This window comes from Thalassobius vesicularis, from assembly GCF_004799325.1.
GTDB classification, from domain to species: Bacteria; Pseudomonadota; Alphaproteobacteria; order Rhodobacterales; family Rhodobacteraceae; genus Thalassobius; species Thalassobius vesicularis.
Window position 1 is genome coordinate 205,081 of record NZ_SSMD01000003.1, and the last position, 17,767, is coordinate 222,847.

Annotated in this window: 14 protein-coding genes; 9 read left to right on the forward strand and 5 right to left on the reverse strand. The window is 63.9% G+C overall.

The annotated features are described in order from the left end of the window. Nucleotide 1 precedes the first annotated feature (1 nt). On the reverse strand, nucleotides 2-1,321 hold the full coding sequence (locus E7681_RS07475) for a M48 family metalloprotease (protein WP_136338648.1): 1,320 nt from the start codon (nucleotides 1,319-1,321) through the stop codon (nucleotides 2-4). A 59-nt stretch (nucleotides 1,322-1,380) separates the two neighbouring features. Between E7681_RS07475 and E7681_RS07480 the strand changes: the two genes are divergently transcribed. The 7 genes from E7681_RS07480 (at nucleotide 1,381) to E7681_RS07510 (ending at nucleotide 10,495) form a co-directional block, all read left to right on the forward strand. After that, nucleotides 1,381-2,529, forward strand: a complete 1,149-nt coding sequence (locus tag E7681_RS07480) for a pyridoxal phosphate-dependent aminotransferase (RefSeq protein WP_136338649.1) — start codon at nucleotides 1,381-1,383, stop codon at nucleotides 2,527-2,529. A gap of 99 nt (nucleotides 2,530-2,628) precedes the next feature. Continuing rightward, on the forward strand, nucleotides 2,629-3,849 hold the full coding sequence (locus tag E7681_RS07485; RefSeq protein ID WP_136338650.1) for an N-acetylmuramoyl-L-alanine amidase: 1,221 nt from the start codon (nucleotides 2,629-2,631) through the stop codon (nucleotides 3,847-3,849). Nucleotides 3,850-3,964: 115 nt separating this feature from the next. Next, on the forward strand, nucleotides 3,965-6,511 hold the full coding sequence (locus E7681_RS07490) for a penicillin-binding protein 1A (RefSeq protein WP_136338651.1): 2,547 nt from the start codon (nucleotides 3,965-3,967) through the stop codon (nucleotides 6,509-6,511). Between the two features lie 87 nt (nucleotides 6,512-6,598). After that, nucleotides 6,599-7,726, forward strand: a complete 1,128-nt coding sequence (prfB, locus tag E7681_RS07495) for a peptide chain release factor 2 (RefSeq protein ID WP_136338652.1) — start codon at nucleotides 6,599-6,601, stop codon at nucleotides 7,724-7,726. A gap of 73 nt (nucleotides 7,727-7,799) precedes the next feature. Continuing rightward, entirely contained in the window at nucleotides 7,800-9,209 is a 1,410-nt protein-coding gene (locus tag E7681_RS07500; RefSeq protein WP_136338653.1) for an amidase, read from the forward strand. 71 nt (nucleotides 9,210-9,280) lie between these two features. Continuing rightward, the gene (locus E7681_RS07505) at nucleotides 9,281-10,063 is read left to right on the forward strand and encodes a DUF2189 domain-containing protein (RefSeq protein WP_136338654.1); all 783 of its coding nucleotides are present in this window, start codon (nucleotides 9,281-9,283) and stop codon (nucleotides 10,061-10,063) included. A gap of 138 nt (nucleotides 10,064-10,201) precedes the next feature. Continuing rightward, a complete protein-coding gene (locus tag E7681_RS07510; RefSeq protein ID WP_136338655.1) occupies nucleotides 10,202-10,495 on the forward strand; it encodes a hypothetical protein in 294 nt (97 codons plus the stop codon). A gap of 52 nt (nucleotides 10,496-10,547) precedes the next feature. Here the strand turns inward: E7681_RS07510 and ilvN are convergent, their stop codons facing one another. From ilvN to E7681_RS07530, 4 genes are all read right to left on the reverse strand, one after another. Continuing rightward, entirely contained in the window at nucleotides 10,548-11,108 is a 561-nt protein-coding gene (gene ilvN, locus E7681_RS07515; RefSeq protein ID WP_136338656.1) for an acetolactate synthase small subunit, read from the reverse strand. Between the two features lie 65 nt (nucleotides 11,109-11,173). Then, nucleotides 11,174-12,928 (reverse strand): acetolactate synthase 3 large subunit, encoded by a 1,755-nt coding sequence (locus E7681_RS07520; RefSeq protein WP_136338657.1) that lies wholly within the window; start codon nucleotides 12,926-12,928, stop codon nucleotides 11,174-11,176. 369 nt (nucleotides 12,929-13,297) lie between these two features. Next, on the reverse strand, nucleotides 13,298-13,945 hold the full coding sequence (locus E7681_RS07525; protein ID WP_136338658.1) for a response regulator transcription factor: 648 nt from the start codon (nucleotides 13,943-13,945) through the stop codon (nucleotides 13,298-13,300). Beyond that, complete coding sequence (locus E7681_RS07530) at nucleotides 13,942-15,366, reverse strand: cache domain-containing protein (RefSeq protein ID WP_136338659.1); 1,425 nt, start codon at nucleotides 15,364-15,366, stop codon at nucleotides 13,942-13,944. The genes E7681_RS07525 and E7681_RS07530 overlap by 4 nt, the downstream gene beginning before the upstream one ends. Nucleotides 15,367-15,616: 250 nt before the next feature. Here E7681_RS07530 and E7681_RS07535 point away from each other — a divergent pair, with 250 nt between their 5' ends. Both E7681_RS07535 and E7681_RS07540 read left to right on the forward strand, forming a co-directional pair. After that, nucleotides 15,617-16,699 carry a TRAP transporter substrate-binding protein gene (locus E7681_RS07535; protein WP_136338660.1) on the forward strand — a complete coding sequence of 361 codons (1,083 nt, stop codon included), beginning with the start codon at nucleotides 15,617-15,619 and terminating at the stop codon, nucleotides 16,697-16,699. 124 nt (nucleotides 16,700-16,823) lie between these two features. Beyond that, the gene (locus tag E7681_RS07540; protein WP_136338661.1) at nucleotides 16,824-17,750 is read left to right on the forward strand and encodes a TRAP transporter small permease subunit; all 927 of its coding nucleotides are present in this window, start codon (nucleotides 16,824-16,826) and stop codon (nucleotides 17,748-17,750) included. Nucleotides 17,751-17,767: the final 17 nt, after the last annotated feature.

Consider the following 17,767-nt stretch of genomic DNA (forward strand, 5'->3'; position numbering starts at 1 on the left):
ACTAATTCCTTTGGGTTTCGGCGGCTTCCGAGGCAGAAATCACATCCTGCGCCCGAAGCCAAGGGGCAGAGCCGCGGGGCAGCAGCCCCTCGGCGCGTTTTGCGTGAATCAGCGCATCCCGGGGGCGCCCGATCAGGGCATAACGCTCGGCGGTGACGACCGAGGCCATGCCGGTTTGCTTGGTCTGGGCATAGGCCTGGGCCAGGTCGCGCAGCAGGGCGGCGTTGGTGTCATCCAGGCGCTGCGCCTTTTCCAGAATGGGGATGGCGGATTTGGGTTGCTTGGCCACCAGCAGCGCGCGGCCCAGCTGGCCCAGGATCAGCGCGTTGTCGGGGGCCAGTTGGCTGGCGGTTTTGCACGCGGCGACGGACGCCTGCGCCTTCAGGCTTTCCAGCAGGATCTGGCAGCGCAGGTCGTGCACGTAGGCGTCTTTCGGGCGCTGTGCGACCAGCGCGTCGATGCGGGCCAGCGCGCCGGTGGTGTCCGAGTTGCGGTGATAGGCGACGGCCTCGCGCATCAGGCGGATATCCTCGGTCAGTGACGAGGGCGCGCGGCGCAGGGTCCATTTGGGCGGGCGTTCCCAGGCGGTCAGCTTGCCCTGGGCGCGTTCGAACCAGTAGTCGGCCTTGGGGTCGGGCTTGCCTGCGCGGGCGCCGGTCACCTGGGCCTGGATGGCGCGCAGTCGGTCGCGCGACAGCGGATGGGTGCGCGCGTAAGGGTCCTGGCGCAGTTCCGAGACCAGTTCCTGCCCGCGAAAGATGTCCAGCACCTGCAAGAACGCCTGCGGATCGGCCCCGGCGCCGGTCAGGTAGCGCAGGCCCGAGGCGTCGGCGGCGCTTTCCTCGGCGCGGGTATGGGCAAAGAACACCCGTTGCGCCGAGCCAGCCACGCCCAGCCCCAGCCCGCGCGCGGCGGCACTGTTGCCCGAGACGGCAGCGGCCGCGGCCAGCGCCATGCCCAGCCCGGCGATGGTGTTGGCGGCGCGCGCGTTGGCCATGCGGCGCGACAGGTGGCCGTTGGCGATATGCGCGGCCTCGTGCGCCAGCACCGATTGCAGCTGCGCGGCGCTGTCGAGCTTCATCATCAGCCCCGAAGTCACAAAGATGTGCCGGCTGTCCACCACGAAGGCGTTATATCCGCTGTCATCCACCAGCAGCACCTGGATCGTGCCGGGCAGCCCCGCCGCCGCCAGGATCGGGCGAGCGAGCTGGCCCAGGGCGTTCTCGATATCGGCATCGCGCAGCAAGGTGACGGCGCGCGCGGGGGCGGCCATGCTCAGGACGGTCAGCAGGGTTGCGGCGATCCGGGGCAGGAGGTGCATTGACGACAGGTCCGTTTCCTAGTGAATTGGCGGCTCTCGGGCAGTTTAGGAAGGTTGAGATGCGGAACTCAAGGCGTGGCGAGGTTGATCCCTTTATTGTGATGGACGTGATGGAGGCCGCCCGTGCCGCCGAGGAGGCTGGCCGCCACATCATCCACATGGAAGTGGGCCAGCCCAGCACCCCCGCGCCCGAGGCCGCGCGCAACGCGCTGGTGGGCGCGATGGAGCAAGATGCGTTGGGCTATACGGTCGCCCTAGGCCTGCCCGCTCTGCGCAAGCGGATCGCGCGGATGTATCAGGATTGGTACGGGGTTGATCTGGATTGGAACCGGGTCGTGGTGACCTCTGGCTCGTCGGCTGCGTTCATCCTGGCGTTCACCGCGCTGTTCGATCAGGGCGCGCGGGTGGGAATCGGAGAGCCGGGCTATCCCTCGTACCGCCAGATCCTAAGCGCGCTGGACCTGGTGCCGGTGGGCCTGCCCGCCAGTGCCGAGAACCGGTTGCAACCCGTGCCCGCGGATTTCGAGGGGCTGGAACTGGACGGGCTGATGGTGGCGTCGCCGGCGAACCCGTCGGGCACGATGCTGGACCGCGCGGCGATGGAGGCGCTGGTTGCGGCATGCCGTGCGGCGGGGACCACGTTCATCAGCGACGAGATTTACCACGGCATCGAGTATGACAAGAAGGCCGTGACCGCGCTGGAAGTGACGGATGACTGCTATGTCATCAATTCGTTCTCGAAGTATTTCAGCATGACCGGATGGCGCGTCGGCTGGATGGTGGTGCCGCCCGACCATGTCCGCCGGATCGAGCGGATCGCGCAGAACATGTTCATCTGCCCGCCCCACGCCAGCCAGGTCGTGGCGCTGCACGCGATGGATTGCGACGGCGAGTTGCAGGCGAACCTGCGGATTTACGCGAAAAACCGCGAGTTGATGCTGGAGGGGCTGCCCAAGGCCGGGTTCACGCGGATCGCGCCGCCGGACGGGGCGTTTTTCATCTATGCGGATGTGAGCGAGTTGACCGACGACAGCCGTGCCTTTGCAGCCGAGATTCTGGAAAAGGCGGGGGTTGCGGTGACGCCGGGGTTGGATTTCGATCAGGCGCGCGGGGCGGGGACGCTGCGGTTTTCCTATGCGCGCTCCACGGCGGATATCGAGGAAGGGCTGCGGCGACTGGCGCGCTTCATGGCGGAACGCGGTGCCTGAGGCGGCGTCGGATTTGAGTATTTGGATCAGAAAGAAGCAGGGGGCTGGGCAGGGCCCTCGGGCGTGCGTATGCTGCGGGCAAACAGCCGGGCAGGGCGGATGAGCAGAGTTCTACGGGTATTGGTGGTGATGCTGGCGATCTGGCCGGCCTTGGTGCGTGCGCAGGAGCTGAGCGGGCTGGCGCGCGTCGAGGTGGGCCATTCGCAGATCAGCGATGGCTGGGGTGGCGGGCTGTCGGTGGAACTGGCGCTGAGCCAGGGCGTGCCATTCCGGGTGTTCACGCTGGATGAGCCGCGCCGGTTGGTGCTGGATTTCCGCGAGGTGGATTGGAACGGGGTCAGCAAGGATGTGTTGCTGAATGCCGATCGGGCGCTGGATCTGCGCTTTGGCGCGTTCCGGCCGGGCTGGTCGCGCATGGTGATCGATCTGGCCGCGCCGATGTTGCCCAAGACGGTCGAGATGAAGGTGGAGCCGGACAGCGGCAAGGCGCGGCTGGAGGTGCGGCTGGGCGAGGTGAGCGCTGAGGCGTTCGCGGCGGGCTCGGGCGCGCCGCATGATCCGCGTTGGGACCTGCCTGCGCCGTCGCTGGTAGCCACGTCGCAAGAGCGCGGGGACGGGCCGCTGGTGGTGGTGATCGACCCCGGCCATGGCGGGATCGACCCGGGCGCCGAGCGCGACGGGCTGTCGGAGAAAGACCTGATGCTGGCGTTTGCGCGGCAGTTGAAGGAGGTTCTGGTGCGCTCGGGGCGGTTCCAGGTGGTGCTGACGCGCGAGGATGACAGCTTTGTCAGCCTGGAGCGGCGCATCGCCATCGCCCATGAGGCGGGCGCGCATGTGTTCCTGTCGCTGCATGCCGATGCGCTGGCCGAGGGTAATGCCCGTGGGGCGACGCTGCACCTGCTGCGCGAGAGTGCGAGCGACGAGGCCAGCCAGCAGCTGGCCGAGCGGCATGACCGTGACGACATCCTGTCGGGGGTGGACCTGAGCGGGCAGGATGATGTTGTGGCCGGTATCCTGATGGACCTGGCGCGGCAGGAAACGCAGCCGCGGGCCGAGCGTCTGGCAGCGGCGGTGGTCAAGGGGTTGCGGGCGGCCAAGGTGCCGCTGAACTCGCGCCCGGTGCGGCATGCCTCGTTCTCGGTGCTGAAATCGGCGGATATTCCGTCGGTGTTGCTGGAGGTGGGATTCATGTCCTCGGAGCGGGATCTGAAGAACCTGGCCGATGCGAACTGGCGGCTGGAAACCGCCGCCGCGATCCGGGATTCGCTGCGCAAGTGGATGGACGAGGACGACCGCCTGAAGGAACTGGTGCGGCGTTAAGGCGTTGGAACGGGGGCGGGACAGGGCGGCAAGTCACTGCCGGTTCAACGTAACTTGTTTTGACGCTAGCGGCCGTGACCAGTATAGAGACCCCAAAATCAGATAGGCGGTGGGCGTGATCAGGTTCATTCTTTCCTTTTTCGGGGCGATCTTCACGATGGTGACCCTGGGGCTGGCTGTTGTGGCCATCTCGATCGGGGCGATCTTCTGGATCTATGGGCGCGACCTGCCCAGCCACGAAAGCCTGGCGCAGTACAAGCCGCCGACCATCAGCCGCATCTATTCCGGCGAAGGCCAGATCATCGACGAATTCGCCAAGGAGCGCCGCCTGTTCGCGCCCTCGGACGAGATTCCGGACCTGGTAAAGCAGGCGTTCATCAGCGCCGAGGACAAGAATTTCTATACCCACAAGGGGTATGACGCGGGGGGCATGGTCTCGGCCGCGGTGGATGCGGTGAAATCGCGCGGCAAGAACGTGCGCGGGGCGTCCACGATCACCCAGCAGGTGATGAAGAACTTCCTTCTGGGCGGCGAGCGCAAGATCGAGCGCAAGATCAAGGAAATCATCCTGGCCACCCGCCTTGAGGAAACGCTGCCCAAGGACAAGATCCTGGAGCTGTACCTGAACGAGATCTTCCTGGGGCAGAACTCCTACGGGGTGTCGGCGGCGGCGCAGACCTATTTCAACAAGACCCTGAGCGAGCTGGCCCCGCATGAGGCGGCGATGCTGGCCTCGATGCCCAAGGCGCCGTCGGATTACCACCCGGTGCGCAATGCCGAAAAGCTGCTGACCCGCCGCAACTACGTGCTGCGCGAGATGAAAGAGAACGGCTATATCACAGCCGCGGTCTATGAGGCCGAGGTGAAAGCGCCGCTGCGCTCGGTCCAGAACGGCGATTTCGAAAGCTTCAAGACGGCGCTGCCGCCGCGCGACTATTTCACCGACGAAATCCGCCGCCAGCTGTCCGAGGAATTCGGCGAGGGCGAGTTTTTCACCGGTGGTCTGACCGTGCGCGCGACGCTGGACCCGGATTTGCAGGTGGATGCCGCCAATGCGCTGCGCCGTGGGCTGGAGAGCTATGACCGCGAGCGTGGCGTCTGGACCGGCACCGGCAAGTCGCTGCCCGCCGAGGCTCTGAAATCCGATGCCGCCTGGCGCGAGGCGCTGGCCGCCGTCGAGGTGCCGCGTGACATCACGCTGGACGGGCAATGGTATCCGGCCGTGGTGCTGGAAATCGGCAAGACCGACGCGCGCATCGGGATCGAAGGCGTGATGTCGAACCAGCCGCAATGGATTGAGGCCAAAGATGTCACCTGGGCCCGCAAGCGCGGCGAGGACGGCAAGCTGACCAAGAAGGCCAAGACGGCGGGCGATCTGCTGTTGGTGGGCGATGTCGTGCTGGTGCGCGCGCTGGCCGACAAAGAGGGTAAGTTCGTCCGCTGGACGCTGCGCCAGGTGCCAGAGGTGCAGGGCGCCTTCATGGCGATGGACGTGAACACCGGCCGCGTGATCGCGATGCAGGGCGGGTTCAGCTATCAGGACTCGGTCTTCAACCGCGCCACGCAGGCGATGCGTCAGCCGGGGTCGAGCTTCAAGCCGTTCGTCTATGCCTCGGCGCTGGACAGCGGCTATAGCCCCGCCACAATCGTGATCGACGCACCGATCGAGGTGAACACCCCGCAGGGTCTGTGGCGGCCCAAGAACTCGTCCAACGAATATTACGGCCCGACGCCGCTGCGGACCGGGATCGAGAAGTCGCGGAACCTGATGACCATCCGTCTGGCGCAAGAGGTCGGCATGGATGTCGTCGCCCGCTACGCCGAGAAATTCGGTGTCTACGACCACATGGGGCAGTATCTGGCGAACTCGCTGGGCTCGGATGAAACCACGCTGTTCCGCATGGTTGCCGCCTACGCCATGTTCGCCAACGGTGGCGAGCGGGTGGAGCCGACGCTGGTCGACCGCGTGCAGGACCGCTACGGCAAGACGATCTACCGCCATGACAAGCGCACCTGCACCGATTGCGCCGATCCCAGCCTGCCCGCTGGCGAAAGCCCGCATGTCGTGTCCAACCGCGAGCGGGTGATGGATGCGATCACCGCGTATCAGCTGACCTCGATGATGCAGGGCGTGGTGCAGCGCGGGACGGCGGCTGGCATCGTGAACCTGGGCGTGCCCACCGCGGGCAAGACCGGCACCACCAACGACGCCAAGGACGTGTGGTTCGTCGGCTTCACCAGCAATATCGTGGCGGGCTGCTATATCGGTTTTGACCAGCCGCGCGGTCTGGGTCGGGGTTCCTACGGTGGCACCATGTGCGGCCCGGTGTTCCAGGAGTTCATGAAGAAGGCCACCGCGAAATACGGCGGCGGCAAGTTCCGCGTGCCCCCCGGCGGCCATTTCATCAAGATCGACCGTTTCACCGGTGCGCGCCTGCCCGATGACGAAACCGGCGATTACGTTGTGGCCGAGTATTTCCGGGACGGCGAAGAGCCGATCTTTGGCATTACCTATGACGGTGGTTTCGGCATGGGGGCGAACCTGCCGCTGGTCAAGGAGATCCAGGAAGGCTCGCAAGAGGTGACGACCTCGACCGGCCAGAAGGCCGTTGTGGGACCGAAGGCCAGCTTTGGCTCGGTCTCGTCGGGCGGCCTGTATTAACACCCTTCGATCTGCAGCGCCCCGCCTTGCCCCGGCAGGCGGGGTAAGCTATCACGCAAGCCGGACTTGAAAGGATCGGACAGACCCATGCGCGCAGAGGTTCAGAACACGGTTGCCGCCATCGAGAAATCGCTTGCCCTGCTGCGGCAGCGGATGAACTGGGAAACCGTGAAATACCGGCTGGAGGAATTCGACGCCCGCGTCGAGGACCCGACCCTGTGGAACGATCCCGAGGGCGCGCAGAAACTGATGCGCGAACGTCAGCTGCTGCTGGACGCCTATACCGGCCATAACGAGATGAAGCAGGAACTGGCCGACAACATCGAGCTGATCGAACTGGGCGAGATGGAGGACGACAAGGGCGTCGTCAAAGAGGCCGAGGACGCCATCAAGGCGCTGGCCAAGAAAGCCGCCGAGAAAGAGCTGGAGGCGCTGCTGGATGGCGAGGCCGATGGCTCGGACACGTTCCTTGAGATCAACTCGGGCGCGGGTGGCACGGAATCGTGCGACTGGGCCTCGATCCTGGCGCGGATGTATGTCCGCTGGGCCGAGAAAAAGGGCTATGAGGTCGAGCTGCAGTCGATCAACTACGGCGAAGAGGCGGGGATCAAATCCGCCGCCTACAAGATTTCCGGCCACAACGCCTATGGCTGGCTGAAGTCGGAATCGGGCGTGCACCGTCTGGTGCGAATCTCGCCCTATGACTCGTCGGCGCGTCGGCACACCTCGTTCAGCTCGGTCTGGGTCTACCCGGTGGTGGACGACAACATCGAGATCGAGGTGAACCCCAGCGACATCCGCATCGACACCTACCGCTCGTCCGGTGCCGGTGGTCAGCACGTGAACACCACCGACTCGGCCGTGCGGATCACGCACATTCCGACCGGGATCGTGGTGACGTCCTCGGAAAAATCGCAGCACCAGAACCGTGATATCGCCATGAAGGCGCTGAAATCGCGCCTGTACCAGATGGAGCTGGACCGCCGGAACGCCGCGATCAACGCCGCGCACGAGGCCAAGGGCGACGCCGGTTGGGGCAACCAGATCCGTTCCTACGTGTTGCAGCCCTACCAGATGGTCAAAGACCTGCGGACGGGGTTCGAAACCTCGGACACCGCGGGCGTGCTGGACGGCGATCTGGACGGGCTGATGGCCGCCACGCTGGCCATGCAGGTCTCGGGCAAATCCCGCGCCGAGGCGAATGCCGAGGATTGATCCCGGGCGTGAAATACGAAATCGTCGGACGGGCAGGGGGAAACCTCTGCCCGTTTGCTTTGGGAGGGGTGGAATGGATTTGCTGAATCGCGACGCGCTGGCGCTGTCGGGGATGATTGAACGGCGCGAGGTCAGCGCCGCCGAGGTGATGCAGGCGACGCTGGCGCAGATCGCGGCGTGGAACGGGGCGGTCAACGCGATCGTCTCGATGCCCGACGAGGATACGCTGATGGCGATGGCGCATGAGGCCGACGCCACCCCGCGCAAGGGCTGGATGCACGGGCTGCCGCTGGCGGTGAAGGATCTGTCGAATGCGAAGGGGCTGGAGACGTCCTTTGGCTCGCCGCTTTTCACGGGGCAGGTGGCGGCTGGGGATGACCTGTTCGTCGCCCGGATGCGCGCGGCGGGGGCGCTGATCATCGGCAAGACCAATGTCCCCGAGTTCGGGCTGGGCAGCCACACCTACAACCCGGTGCACGGGCCGACCCTGAACCCCTATGACACCGGGCGCAGTGCCGGGGGATCGTCCGGCGGGGCGGCCGTGGCGCTGGCGACGCGGATGCTGCCGGTGGCTGATGGGTCCGACATGATGGGCAGCCTGCGCAACCCGGCGGGGTGGTGCAATGTCTACGGGTTCCGGCCCAGCTGGGGACGCGTGCCGTCCGAGCCGCTGGGGGATATGTTCCTGCACACGATGTCGACAAACGGCCCGATGGGGCGCAGCCCGGCGGATATCGCGGCGCTGTTGCAGGTGCAGCAGGGGTGGGACGCGCGTCAGCCCTTCGGGTTGGCCTCGGATGCGATGGCGCCGCTGGAGGTGCCGGTGCAGGGTCGCCGGATCGCGTGGCTGGCCGACTGGGACGGCGCCTATGCGATGGAGCCGGGCATTCTGGAGCTGTGCGAGGCGGCCTTGCAGGTGTTCCGCGATCTGGGTGTGCATGTGGACCTGATCCAGGCCCCATTCCCGGCCGAGAAGATCTGGGAGGCCTGGCAAACCCTGCGCTGGTTCGCGATGGCCGGCAAGTTCGCGCCGCTGCATGCCCAGCCGCGCACCAAGGCCATGCTGAAACCCGACGCCGTGTGGGAGATCGAAAGCGGCCTGACCCTGAGCGCCATGCAGGTGCACCGGGCCAGCGCGCTGCGCTCCGAATGGTTCCGCGCCGCTGCCGACCTGTTCACCCGTTACGACGCGCTGGCGTTGCCCACCGCGCAGGTCTGGCCCTTCCCGGTCGAATGGACCAGCCCCGCCCATATCGGCGCGCGCCAGATGGACACCTATCACCGCTGGATGGAGGTCGTGATCCCCGCCAGCCTGCTGGGTCTGCCCGCATTGGCGATCCCGGCCGGGTTCGGCGCAAACGGCTTGCCGATGGGGCTGCAACTGATCGGGGCCGCGCGAAACGACCTGGGCGTGCTGCAACTGGGGCACGCATACCACGCCGCCACCGAATGGCCGAACAAAATGCCCCCACGGCAACCGTGACGCTTGATTTTCAGCGCAAAACCCGCTCCCATACTTAACAAAATAAGAATATATCGCTTTGGGAGGAGTGAATGCCCTACGTGCTGGAGCACGGGGCGCCCGAGTTCGGGCGTGCCAGTTTTGCCATGCTGAAAGAGGCCCTGCGCCGCGCCTGGGCGGATATGAAACGCGCGCCGGGGTTCGGTTTCGTGTTTTCGTCCGTCTACGTGGTTCTGGGGCTGATCTTTGCCTGGGTGACCTTTGCCACCGGGAAAACCTATTGGCTGGTCTTCGCCGCCGTCGGTTTCCCTCTGCTCGGCCCGTTCGCCGCGGTCGGCCTTTATGAGGTCAGCCGCCGCATCCAGCAGGGCCGGGCGATGGACCTGTACCAAATTTTCGGCGTGATCGCGAAACAGTCGAAACGGCAGCTGCCCTCGATCTGCGCCATCGTAATTTTCATGTTCCTGTTCTGGTTTTTCATCGCGCATATGATCTTTGCGCTGTTCATGGGCCTCAGCACGATGACCAATGTCAGCACCTCGTACGAGGTGTTCCTGACCGGCAACGGGCTGATGATGCTGATCGTCGGCACCATCGTCGGCGCGGGCTTTGCGCTGTTGCTGTACATGATCACCGTGATCAGCCTGCCGATGCTGCTGGACCGCGAGGTCGATTTCGTCACCGCCATGATCACCAGCTTCCAGACCGTTGCGCGCAACCCGGTGCCGATGCTGGCCTGGGCGGCCTTCGTCGGCACGGTCACCTTCATCGGGATGATGCCGTGGTTCCTGGGCCTCTACGTGGTGCTGCCGCTGCTGGGGCATGCGACCTGGCACCTCTATCACCTGCTGATCGAGGCCGCCGAGGCCGAGTGAACACCCATAAGTTGTTGATCCGAGGCAACGGCACGGCCTGCCGGGCCGTGCTATCCTAAGGCTGACGCAATGGTTAACGATTTGCGTTGTTTGATGTGAAACCGTCATTTCAGAAGCCTTGAGGAGGAGGAAGACGAAATGCGGATTTCAGCAATTTCTTTGGTAGTGTGTGCATTTGGTGCGTTTGGCACCGCAGCTGCGGCCGATGACCTGACCGGACTGGCTGCGCGCAACGATGGCGAGTTTCCGATGCTGCAGGTGATCCATATCGTCGACGGACGTACGGGCCTGCGCGCGCATGGCGGCCCGATGCCGGTCTTTGGCGCGCTGTTCGACGCCGAAGCCGAAGCCGGCCCCTATGGCGGCCCGCTCTATACCCGCGGCAAGATCCTGTCGCTGGCCTATTACCTGGAATCGATCCAGCAGAAATAACGCAAAAGGGCCGGGATCATCTCCCGGCCCTTTTCGAAATCTTTCCAGTGCCTTAAAGCCCGCGCGACAGCGCCGCAACACCGGTGCGCGCCACCTCGACCAGGCCCAGCGGGCGCATCAGGTCGGCAAAGGCGTCGATCTTTTCCGGCGTGCCGGTGATCTCGAACACAAAGCTGGTCAGCGTGCTGTCCACCGCGTTGGCGCGGAAAATATCGGCCAGGCGCAGCGCCTCGACGCGCTTCTCGCCATCGCCCTGCACCTTGATCAGCGCCAGCTCGCGCTCGACCGAGGGGCCCTCGACCGTCAGGTCATGCACCTCGTGCACCGGCACGATGCGGCCCAGCTGAGCCTTGATCTGCTCGATCACCTGCGGCGTGCCGGTGGTGCAGATGGTGATGCGCGAGCGATGCCCCGCATGGTCGATCTCGGCCACGGTCAGGCTGTCGATGTTATAGCCGCGCGCGCCGAACAGGCCGATCACGCGGGCCAGCACGCCGGCCTCGTTGTCGACGATCACGGCCAGCGTGTGCTTCTCGATGACATCCGAGAAATTCGGCCGCAGGTTATAGGCGGAATGTTTCGACGAGCCTTTTTTGATCTGTAGCGCAGACATGTCTTCTTCTCTTTTTCAAAAATATCCTCGGGGGTCCGGGGGCAGACAGCCCCCGGGGCTCATCATCAGACCAGAACGGCGCCGCTGTTGCCGATCGCGTCCTTGGTGCTGGCATCGCCCAGCAGCATCTTGTTGTGCGGCTCGCCCGACGGGATCATCGGGAAGCAGTTCTCGTGCTTCTCGACCAGGCAGTCGAAGATCACCGGACCGTCGTAATTGATCATTTCCATGATCGCGTCGTCCAGATCGGCAGGGTTGTCGCAATAGATGCCCTTGGCGCCGAACGCCTCGGCCAGTTTCACGAAATCGGGCAGGGCCTCGGACCAGCTGTGCGAATAGCGCTCGCCATGCAGCAGTTCCTGCCACTGGCGCACCATGCCCAGGCGTTCGTTGTTCAGGATGAACTGCTTCACCGGCAGGCGGAACTGCACCGCGGTGCCCATTTCCTGCATGTTCATCAGCCACGACGCCTCGCCGGCCACGTTGATGACCAGGCTTTCCGGATGCGCCAGCTGCACGCCGATCGACGCCGGGAAACCATAGCCCATCGTGCCCAACCCGCCCGAGGTCATCCAGCGGTTCGGGTCCTCGAAGCCCAGGTATTGCGCGGCCCACATCTGGTGCTGACCCACCTCGGTGGTGATGTAGCGGTCATGCCCTTTGGTCAGCGCCTCAAGGCGTTGCAGCGCGTATTGCGGCTTGATCGTGGTTTCCGAGTGCTTGAACTTCAGGCAATCGACGGCCTTCCAGCTGTTGATCTTGTCCCACCACTTGGCCAGACCTTCCTTGTTGGTCTTGCGGCCACGGGCTTTCCAGACCTTCAGGATGTCCTCCAGCACGTGGGCGACGTCACCGACGATCGGGATGTCCACGCGGATCACCTTGTTGATCGACGAGGGATCGATGTCGATATGCGCCTTTTTCGAGTTCGGGCTGAACGCGTCGATGCGGCCGGTGATCCGGTCGTCGAACCGCGCGCCGATGTTGATCATCAGGTCGCAGTCGTGCATTGCCAGGTTCGCCTCGTAGAGGCCGTGCATCCCCAGCATCCCCAGCCAGCCCTTGCCCGAGGCAGGGTAGGCGCCCAGACCCATCAGGGTCGAGGTGATCGGGAAGCCGGTCTGGTCCACCAGCTCGCGCAGCAGTTGGCTGGCGGCGGTGCCCGAGTTGATCACGCCGCCGCCGGTGTAGAACACCGGGCGCTTGGCGGTCTCGATGGCGGCGACCAGCTCGGTGATCGACTCCATGTCGCCCTTCATCTGCGGCTTGTAGCGGCTGGTCGAGACCTTCTGCGGCGGGGTGTAATTGCCGTTGGCAAATTGCACGTCCTTGGGAATGTCGATCAGCACCGGACCGGGACGGCCGGCGGTGGCGACATGGAAGGCCTCGTGCAGAGTGGCGGCCAGCTTGTCGGTGTCCTTGACCAGCCAGTTATGCTTGGTCGAGGAGCGGGTGATGCCGACGGTGTCCGCCTCCTGGAAGGCGTCCGAGCCGATCATGAAGGTCGGCACCTGGCCGGTCAGCACGACGATCGGAATGCTGTCCAGCAGCGCGTCCGTCAGGCCGGTCACCGCGTTGGTGGCACCGGGCCCCGAAGTCACCAGCGCAACGCCCGGCTTGCCGGTCGAGCGGGCATAGCCCTCGGCGGCGTGCACGGCGGCTTGCTCGTGGCGCACCAGGATGTGACGGATGTCATTCTGCTGGAAAATCTCGTCGTAAATCGGTAGCACCGCGCCCCCGGGATATCCGAATACGACGTCCACGCCCTGATCCTTGAGGGCTTGAACCACCATTTTCGCTCCGGTCATTTGACGTGTCATTTGTTTGCTCCGTTTACGACGTCACTGTATCTGCCAAAGAAAAGCCCCCGATTTTCGGTCGGGGGCGCATGGGGGACCATTATGGTGTCCGTTACCGGCCCATGCGCCATTCACCTACGATTACGACTAGCGTGGTCATTGAAAGGCTCCTTCGTGCGAGCGCGACATTAGGAGTGTGCGGATGCAGCGTCAACCGCGAAAACACCGGGTAGGGGCGCTTTTTGCCCCCTAATTCTTTGCGAAAATTGCGCGCCCGGGTAATATTTGGAAATTTCCGTAAAAATCCGGGCGCATTTGCCGCGGATCGTTACGCCGAAATCTTGCAAAGATTTCGGACCGCTTTCTTTCAAAGAAAGCGAGGCGCTGCCCTCAGAGCTGGACGCCCGTTCCCTGAAGGACGCCATGTTCCAGCGCATAGCGTGTCAGCCCCGCCGTCGACGAGATCCCCAGCTTGCGCTTGATGTTCTTGCGGTGGGTCTCGACCGTGCGCACCGAGATATCCAGCGCCAGCGCCACTTCCTTGTTCGACTTGCCCTGCGCCAGTTGCAGCAGGATGGTCTGTTCGCGCCCGGTCAGCTGTTCGCGCTGATCGCTGGGCGTCGGCCGCAACGAGCCTTCGGCGCCGGTGCACAGGTACCGTTCGCCCTGCATCACCGTGTCGATCGCGGTCTTGATCTCGTCCGTGGGCACGTCTTTCAGCACGTATCCCTTGGCGCCGTGGCTGAGCGCCGAGGAGATGTATTCGGGGCTGTCATGCATCGACAGGATCAGGATGCGCGTCTCGGGGCGGCGTTCCAGGATCATCTCGGTCGCGGAGAGGCCGCCCAGTTCGGGCATGTTCAGGTCCATCAGGATCACGTCGGGGGCCAGATCCTCGACCCGGTCCACGATTTCGCGGCCGGTGCGCAGGGTGCACAGCACGTTGATGTCGTCATAGCTTTCCAGGATGGCCTGAATGCCTTCGGCGACCATCGGGTGGTCGTCTACGATCACGACCTTGATTTGCGGAGTGCTCATTCGGCGGCCCTCTTCGTCTCGTTTGCGTCGCCGGGTGGCAGCAGGTGGGTCAGCGGGACCTTGGCCTCGATCAGCGTACCGGTCCGGTTGCTGGTGATGGTCAGCGTGCCGTCCAGCTGGTCGATCCGCTCCTGCATGTTGCGCAGGCCAAGCCCCCCCTTGCCGCGATCCGAGGTGACGGATGGCGGGATGCCCGACCCATTATCCCAAATCCGCAGGCTAGCGCCAGTGCGATGTCCGCGCAGATCGACGCTGACCTTGGTGGCCCCGGCATGGCGTTCGATATTGGTCAGGGCCTCTTGGGCGATCCGGTACAGCGCGATCTTGGCGTCCTGGTCCAGACGGTTGCGGAACACCACGGTCGAGAAGGTGGCCTCGATCCCGGTGCGGGTGCTAAAATCCTCGGTCAGGGATTTGACGGCGGGGCCGAGGCCCAGATCGTCCAGCACACCGGGGCGCAGGTCGCGGCTGATGCGGCGGACCTCTTGAATGGCACCTGACAGGTGGCTGATGCCGCGGTCCAGCATGTCGACGCCGCGCTCGTCGCCCTGCACCAGGCGCCGCCGGGCGCTGTCCAGCGCGTAGCGCACGCCGACCAGGATTTGGCTGATGCCGTCATGCAATTCCCGCGCCACGCGATAGCGTTCCTCCTCTTGGGCGTCGAACACCCGTTGGGTCAGCTGTTTCAGCTTGGCATCGGCCAGACGGCGCTCGCGGATATTCAGCGCCATGCCCGAGACGAACACCAGCAGCAGCGCGGCCAGCGTGATCGCCCCGATATAGTAAAAGGTGACGCGCACCCGGTCTTCCATCTCGCGGCGGGCATAGGCGGTCTTTTCCATGACGTCGTCGATGAAGACGCCGGTGCCGATGGCCCATTGCCAGTCCTGCAGGCCCAGCACATAGGCGACCATCTGCGCCTCTTCCCCGGTCGAGGGTTTCTTCCACAGGAATTCGTGCCAGCCAGCGCCCTGACGGGCCAGGTCGATGAAGCGGTCAACGATGGGCGTGCCGTTGCTGTCGCGCAGCCCGCTCCAGTTTTCACCGATGAATTCGGTCTGGCGCGGGCTGACCAGGTTGGTGCCGTCATAATCGTAGACGAAAAAGAACCCGTCCTTGCCGTAGATCATCGCCGACAGGATCTGCGCGACCTTGGTTTTCGCCTCGGCATCGTCGGGGGCGGCCAGACCGTAGATGAAGTAGAACCCGTTGCGCGCCTGGGTGACGTAGTTGCGCAGCTCCTCTTTCTTGGCCTGCAGCATCTGGCGTTCCAGCGCCTGGATCTCGCGCTCGGCGAAGGCACGGGATTGGTAAGCCACCAGAATCGCGATCGCCGCCACCGCCACGACAAGCGGCAGCGTGGCCAGAAGAAACAGCTTCTGGGCATAAGAGGGGCGAAGGACTGAGCGTAGCCAGGACATGCCGCGAATCGTTACGGAATCTTGTGCGGAAAATCAAAGAATCATCGTCAAACCCTTTGTGATTCTCTGCCCGGTGTCGTTTTCCGAATGGCTGTATTTGCGGCCTTTTTTGGAATTTCTGGCAAAAAACTTAGCACCCTACGTAGTACTAGGTATTCCAATCAGAAAGTGGTCAGGTAGGTTGACCACACTGCAAACGATCCGTTCGCCCCACGGGGTGGACCACATAAACTGTCTGGGAGGATACCTGATGGATCGTCGTTCTTTTCTGAAAACTTCCGCACTGGGTGGCGCTGCTGCAGCCACGACCGCGCTGGCCGCTCCGGCCTATGCACAGGGTAACCGTACCCTGACCATGGTCACCACCTGGGGCCGTGGCCTTGCTGGCGTGTTCGACGCCGCTCAGCGTGTGGCCGACAACATCACCGCGATGACCGACGGCCAGCTGACCGTTGAAATCAAAGCCGCCGGCGAACTGGTGGGTGCATTCGAAGTGTTCGACGCCGTGTCGTCGGGCCAGGCCGACATGTACCACGGCGCCGACTACTACTTCGTGGGTCAGCACCCGGGTTACGCGTTCTTCACCGCAGTGCCCTTCGGCATGACCGCACAGGAACTGTCGAACTGGTACTACATGGACGGCGGCATGGAGCTGCACGACGAGCTGGGCCAGATCTTTGGTCTGAAGTCGTTCCTGGCCGGTAACACCGGTGCACAGGCCGGCGGCTGGTTCTCGAAAGAGATCAACAGCCCCGAAGACTTCAACGGCCTGAAGTTCCGTATGCCCGGTCTGGGCGGCAAGGCCCTGGGCAAACTGGGCGCATCGGTCCAGAACATCCCGGGTTCGGAAGTGTACCAGGCTCTGTCCTCGGGCGCGATCGACGGGACCGAGTGGATCGGCCCCTGGGCGGACGAAAAGGCCGGCTTCCAGGAAATCACCAAGATCTACTACACCGCAGGTTTCCACGAGCCGGGCGCAGGTCTGTCGGTTGCCACCAACCGCGAAGTGTTCGAGTCGCTGTCGCCGGCGCACCAGAAGGTGATCGAGATCGCTTCGGCAGAATGCCACCAGTGGAACCTGTCGCAGTTCCTGGCCAACAACGGTGCCGCACTGGCCCGTCTGCAGGCCGGCGGCGTGAAGATCATGGAATTCCCGGATTCGGTTTGGGATGCATTCGGCAAGGCCTCGAAAGAGGTGCTGGCAGAAAACATGAGCGACGAGCTGTTCAAGAAGATCCACGACAGCGCGATGGCCTCGATGAAGTCGTCCTCGGCCTGGATCGAGACCTCGTCGGGCGTCTACACCAAGCAGCGCGACCGCGTGCTGGGCTAATCGCCCGTCGCACATCGCTAACCAGATCCCCCGCCTTTGTGCGGGGGATCGCATTACCTCTTGCCGGACTGGGTGATACGGGCGCGATGCCTACCCGCGGCAAGCCAATTTTTCCGGGGGAAACATGCAGGAAGAAAGTGGCGCATCGGCCATTGGGGCCCTGTTTGAGGGGCTCTGGTGGGTCATCCAGAATATCGGCCTTGCCTTCTACAATCTGGGCTACGCCGTCACCCATCCGCAGCTGTGGCTGGACTGGTCGGACAAGCAGGCGATCATGCGCTTTGTCTATTACGGCGGGTCCAAGGAATTCTTCTTTGTGATTTTCACGACTTTCCTGGTCCTGACGGTCCTTGGCATCGTGTTCCGCCGCTTCATGTGGGGCATGGTCATCGGCCTGGAAGGGTTCGCCAACACGGTCGGCCGCTTCTTTGCCTGGGCCGGCCTGCTGATGGTGTTCCAGCAGATCGTGATCGTCTTCATGCAGCGCGTCTTTGCGCGGCCTGACATGTCCTTTGGCTTCGGCATCCCGCTGACGATGGACGTGTCCTGGTGGTCCGAAGAGCTGAAGCTGTACAACGCCCTGGTCGTCTGCCTGTGCGTCACCTACACCTTCGTGCAGGGCGGCCATGTGCGGGTGGACCTGGTCTATTCGGGCCTGTCGCATCGCGGCAAGCGCGTGGTCGACATGGTCGGCTCGCTGCTGTTCATGATGCCGATGGCCGCGCTGATCTGGCTCTATGGCTGGTTCTTCATGTGGCGCCACCTGATCGTGCCGAACCCCTCGGCCAGTGATCCGCTGGACCGGCTTCTGATGAAGTCGCGCGCCCTGCGCTGGAACGTGGAAACCATCGGTTTCTCGCCCAACGGCTTCAACGGCTACTTCCTGTTCAAGATCCTGCTGATCCTTCTGGCAGCCATGATCTTCCTTCACGCCATCGCCTTCTTCTATCGCTCGTATCTGGAATTCGTCGAAGGCGAAGACAGCATCGGCAAGCATCTCGACAAGGACACCCTTGGCGAGGGCGAAGAGGCCTACGAAGGCACGCACTAAGAGAATAAGGGTCCAAA

Coding starts and splice junctions, on each gene's coding strand:
- E7681_RS07475 (WP_136338648.1), bottom strand. CDS start 1,321: ATGCACCTCCTGCCCCGGATCGCCGCAACCCTGCTGACCGTCCTGAGC.
- E7681_RS07480 (WP_136338649.1), top strand. CDS start 1,381: ATGCGGAACTCAAGGCGTGGCGAGGTTGATCCCTTTATTGTGATGGAC.
- E7681_RS07485 (WP_136338650.1), top strand. CDS start 2,629: ATGAGCAGAGTTCTACGGGTATTGGTGGTGATGCTGGCGATCTGGCCG.
- prfB (WP_136338652.1), top strand. CDS start 6,599: ATGCGCGCAGAGGTTCAGAACACGGTTGCCGCCATCGAGAAATCGCTT.
- E7681_RS07500 (WP_136338653.1), top strand. CDS start 7,800: ATGGATTTGCTGAATCGCGACGCGCTGGCGCTGTCGGGGATGATTGAA.
- E7681_RS07505 (WP_136338654.1), top strand. CDS start 9,281: ATGCCCTACGTGCTGGAGCACGGGGCGCCCGAGTTCGGGCGTGCCAGT.
- E7681_RS07510 (WP_136338655.1), top strand. CDS start 10,202: ATGCGGATTTCAGCAATTTCTTTGGTAGTGTGTGCATTTGGTGCGTTT.
- ilvN (WP_136338656.1), bottom strand. CDS start 11,108: ATGTCTGCGCTACAGATCAAAAAAGGCTCGTCGAAACATTCCGCCTAT.
- E7681_RS07520 (WP_136338657.1), bottom strand. CDS start 12,928: ATGACACGTCAAATGACCGGAGCGAAAATGGTGGTTCAAGCCCTCAAG.
- E7681_RS07525 (WP_136338658.1), bottom strand. CDS start 13,945: ATGAGCACTCCGCAAATCAAGGTCGTGATCGTAGACGACCACCCGATG.
- E7681_RS07530 (WP_136338659.1), bottom strand. CDS start 15,366: ATGTCCTGGCTACGCTCAGTCCTTCGCCCCTCTTATGCCCAGAAGCTG.
- E7681_RS07535 (WP_136338660.1), top strand. CDS start 15,617: ATGGATCGTCGTTCTTTTCTGAAAACTTCCGCACTGGGTGGCGCTGCT.
- E7681_RS07540 (WP_136338661.1), top strand. CDS start 16,824: ATGCAGGAAGAAAGTGGCGCATCGGCCATTGGGGCCCTGTTTGAGGGG.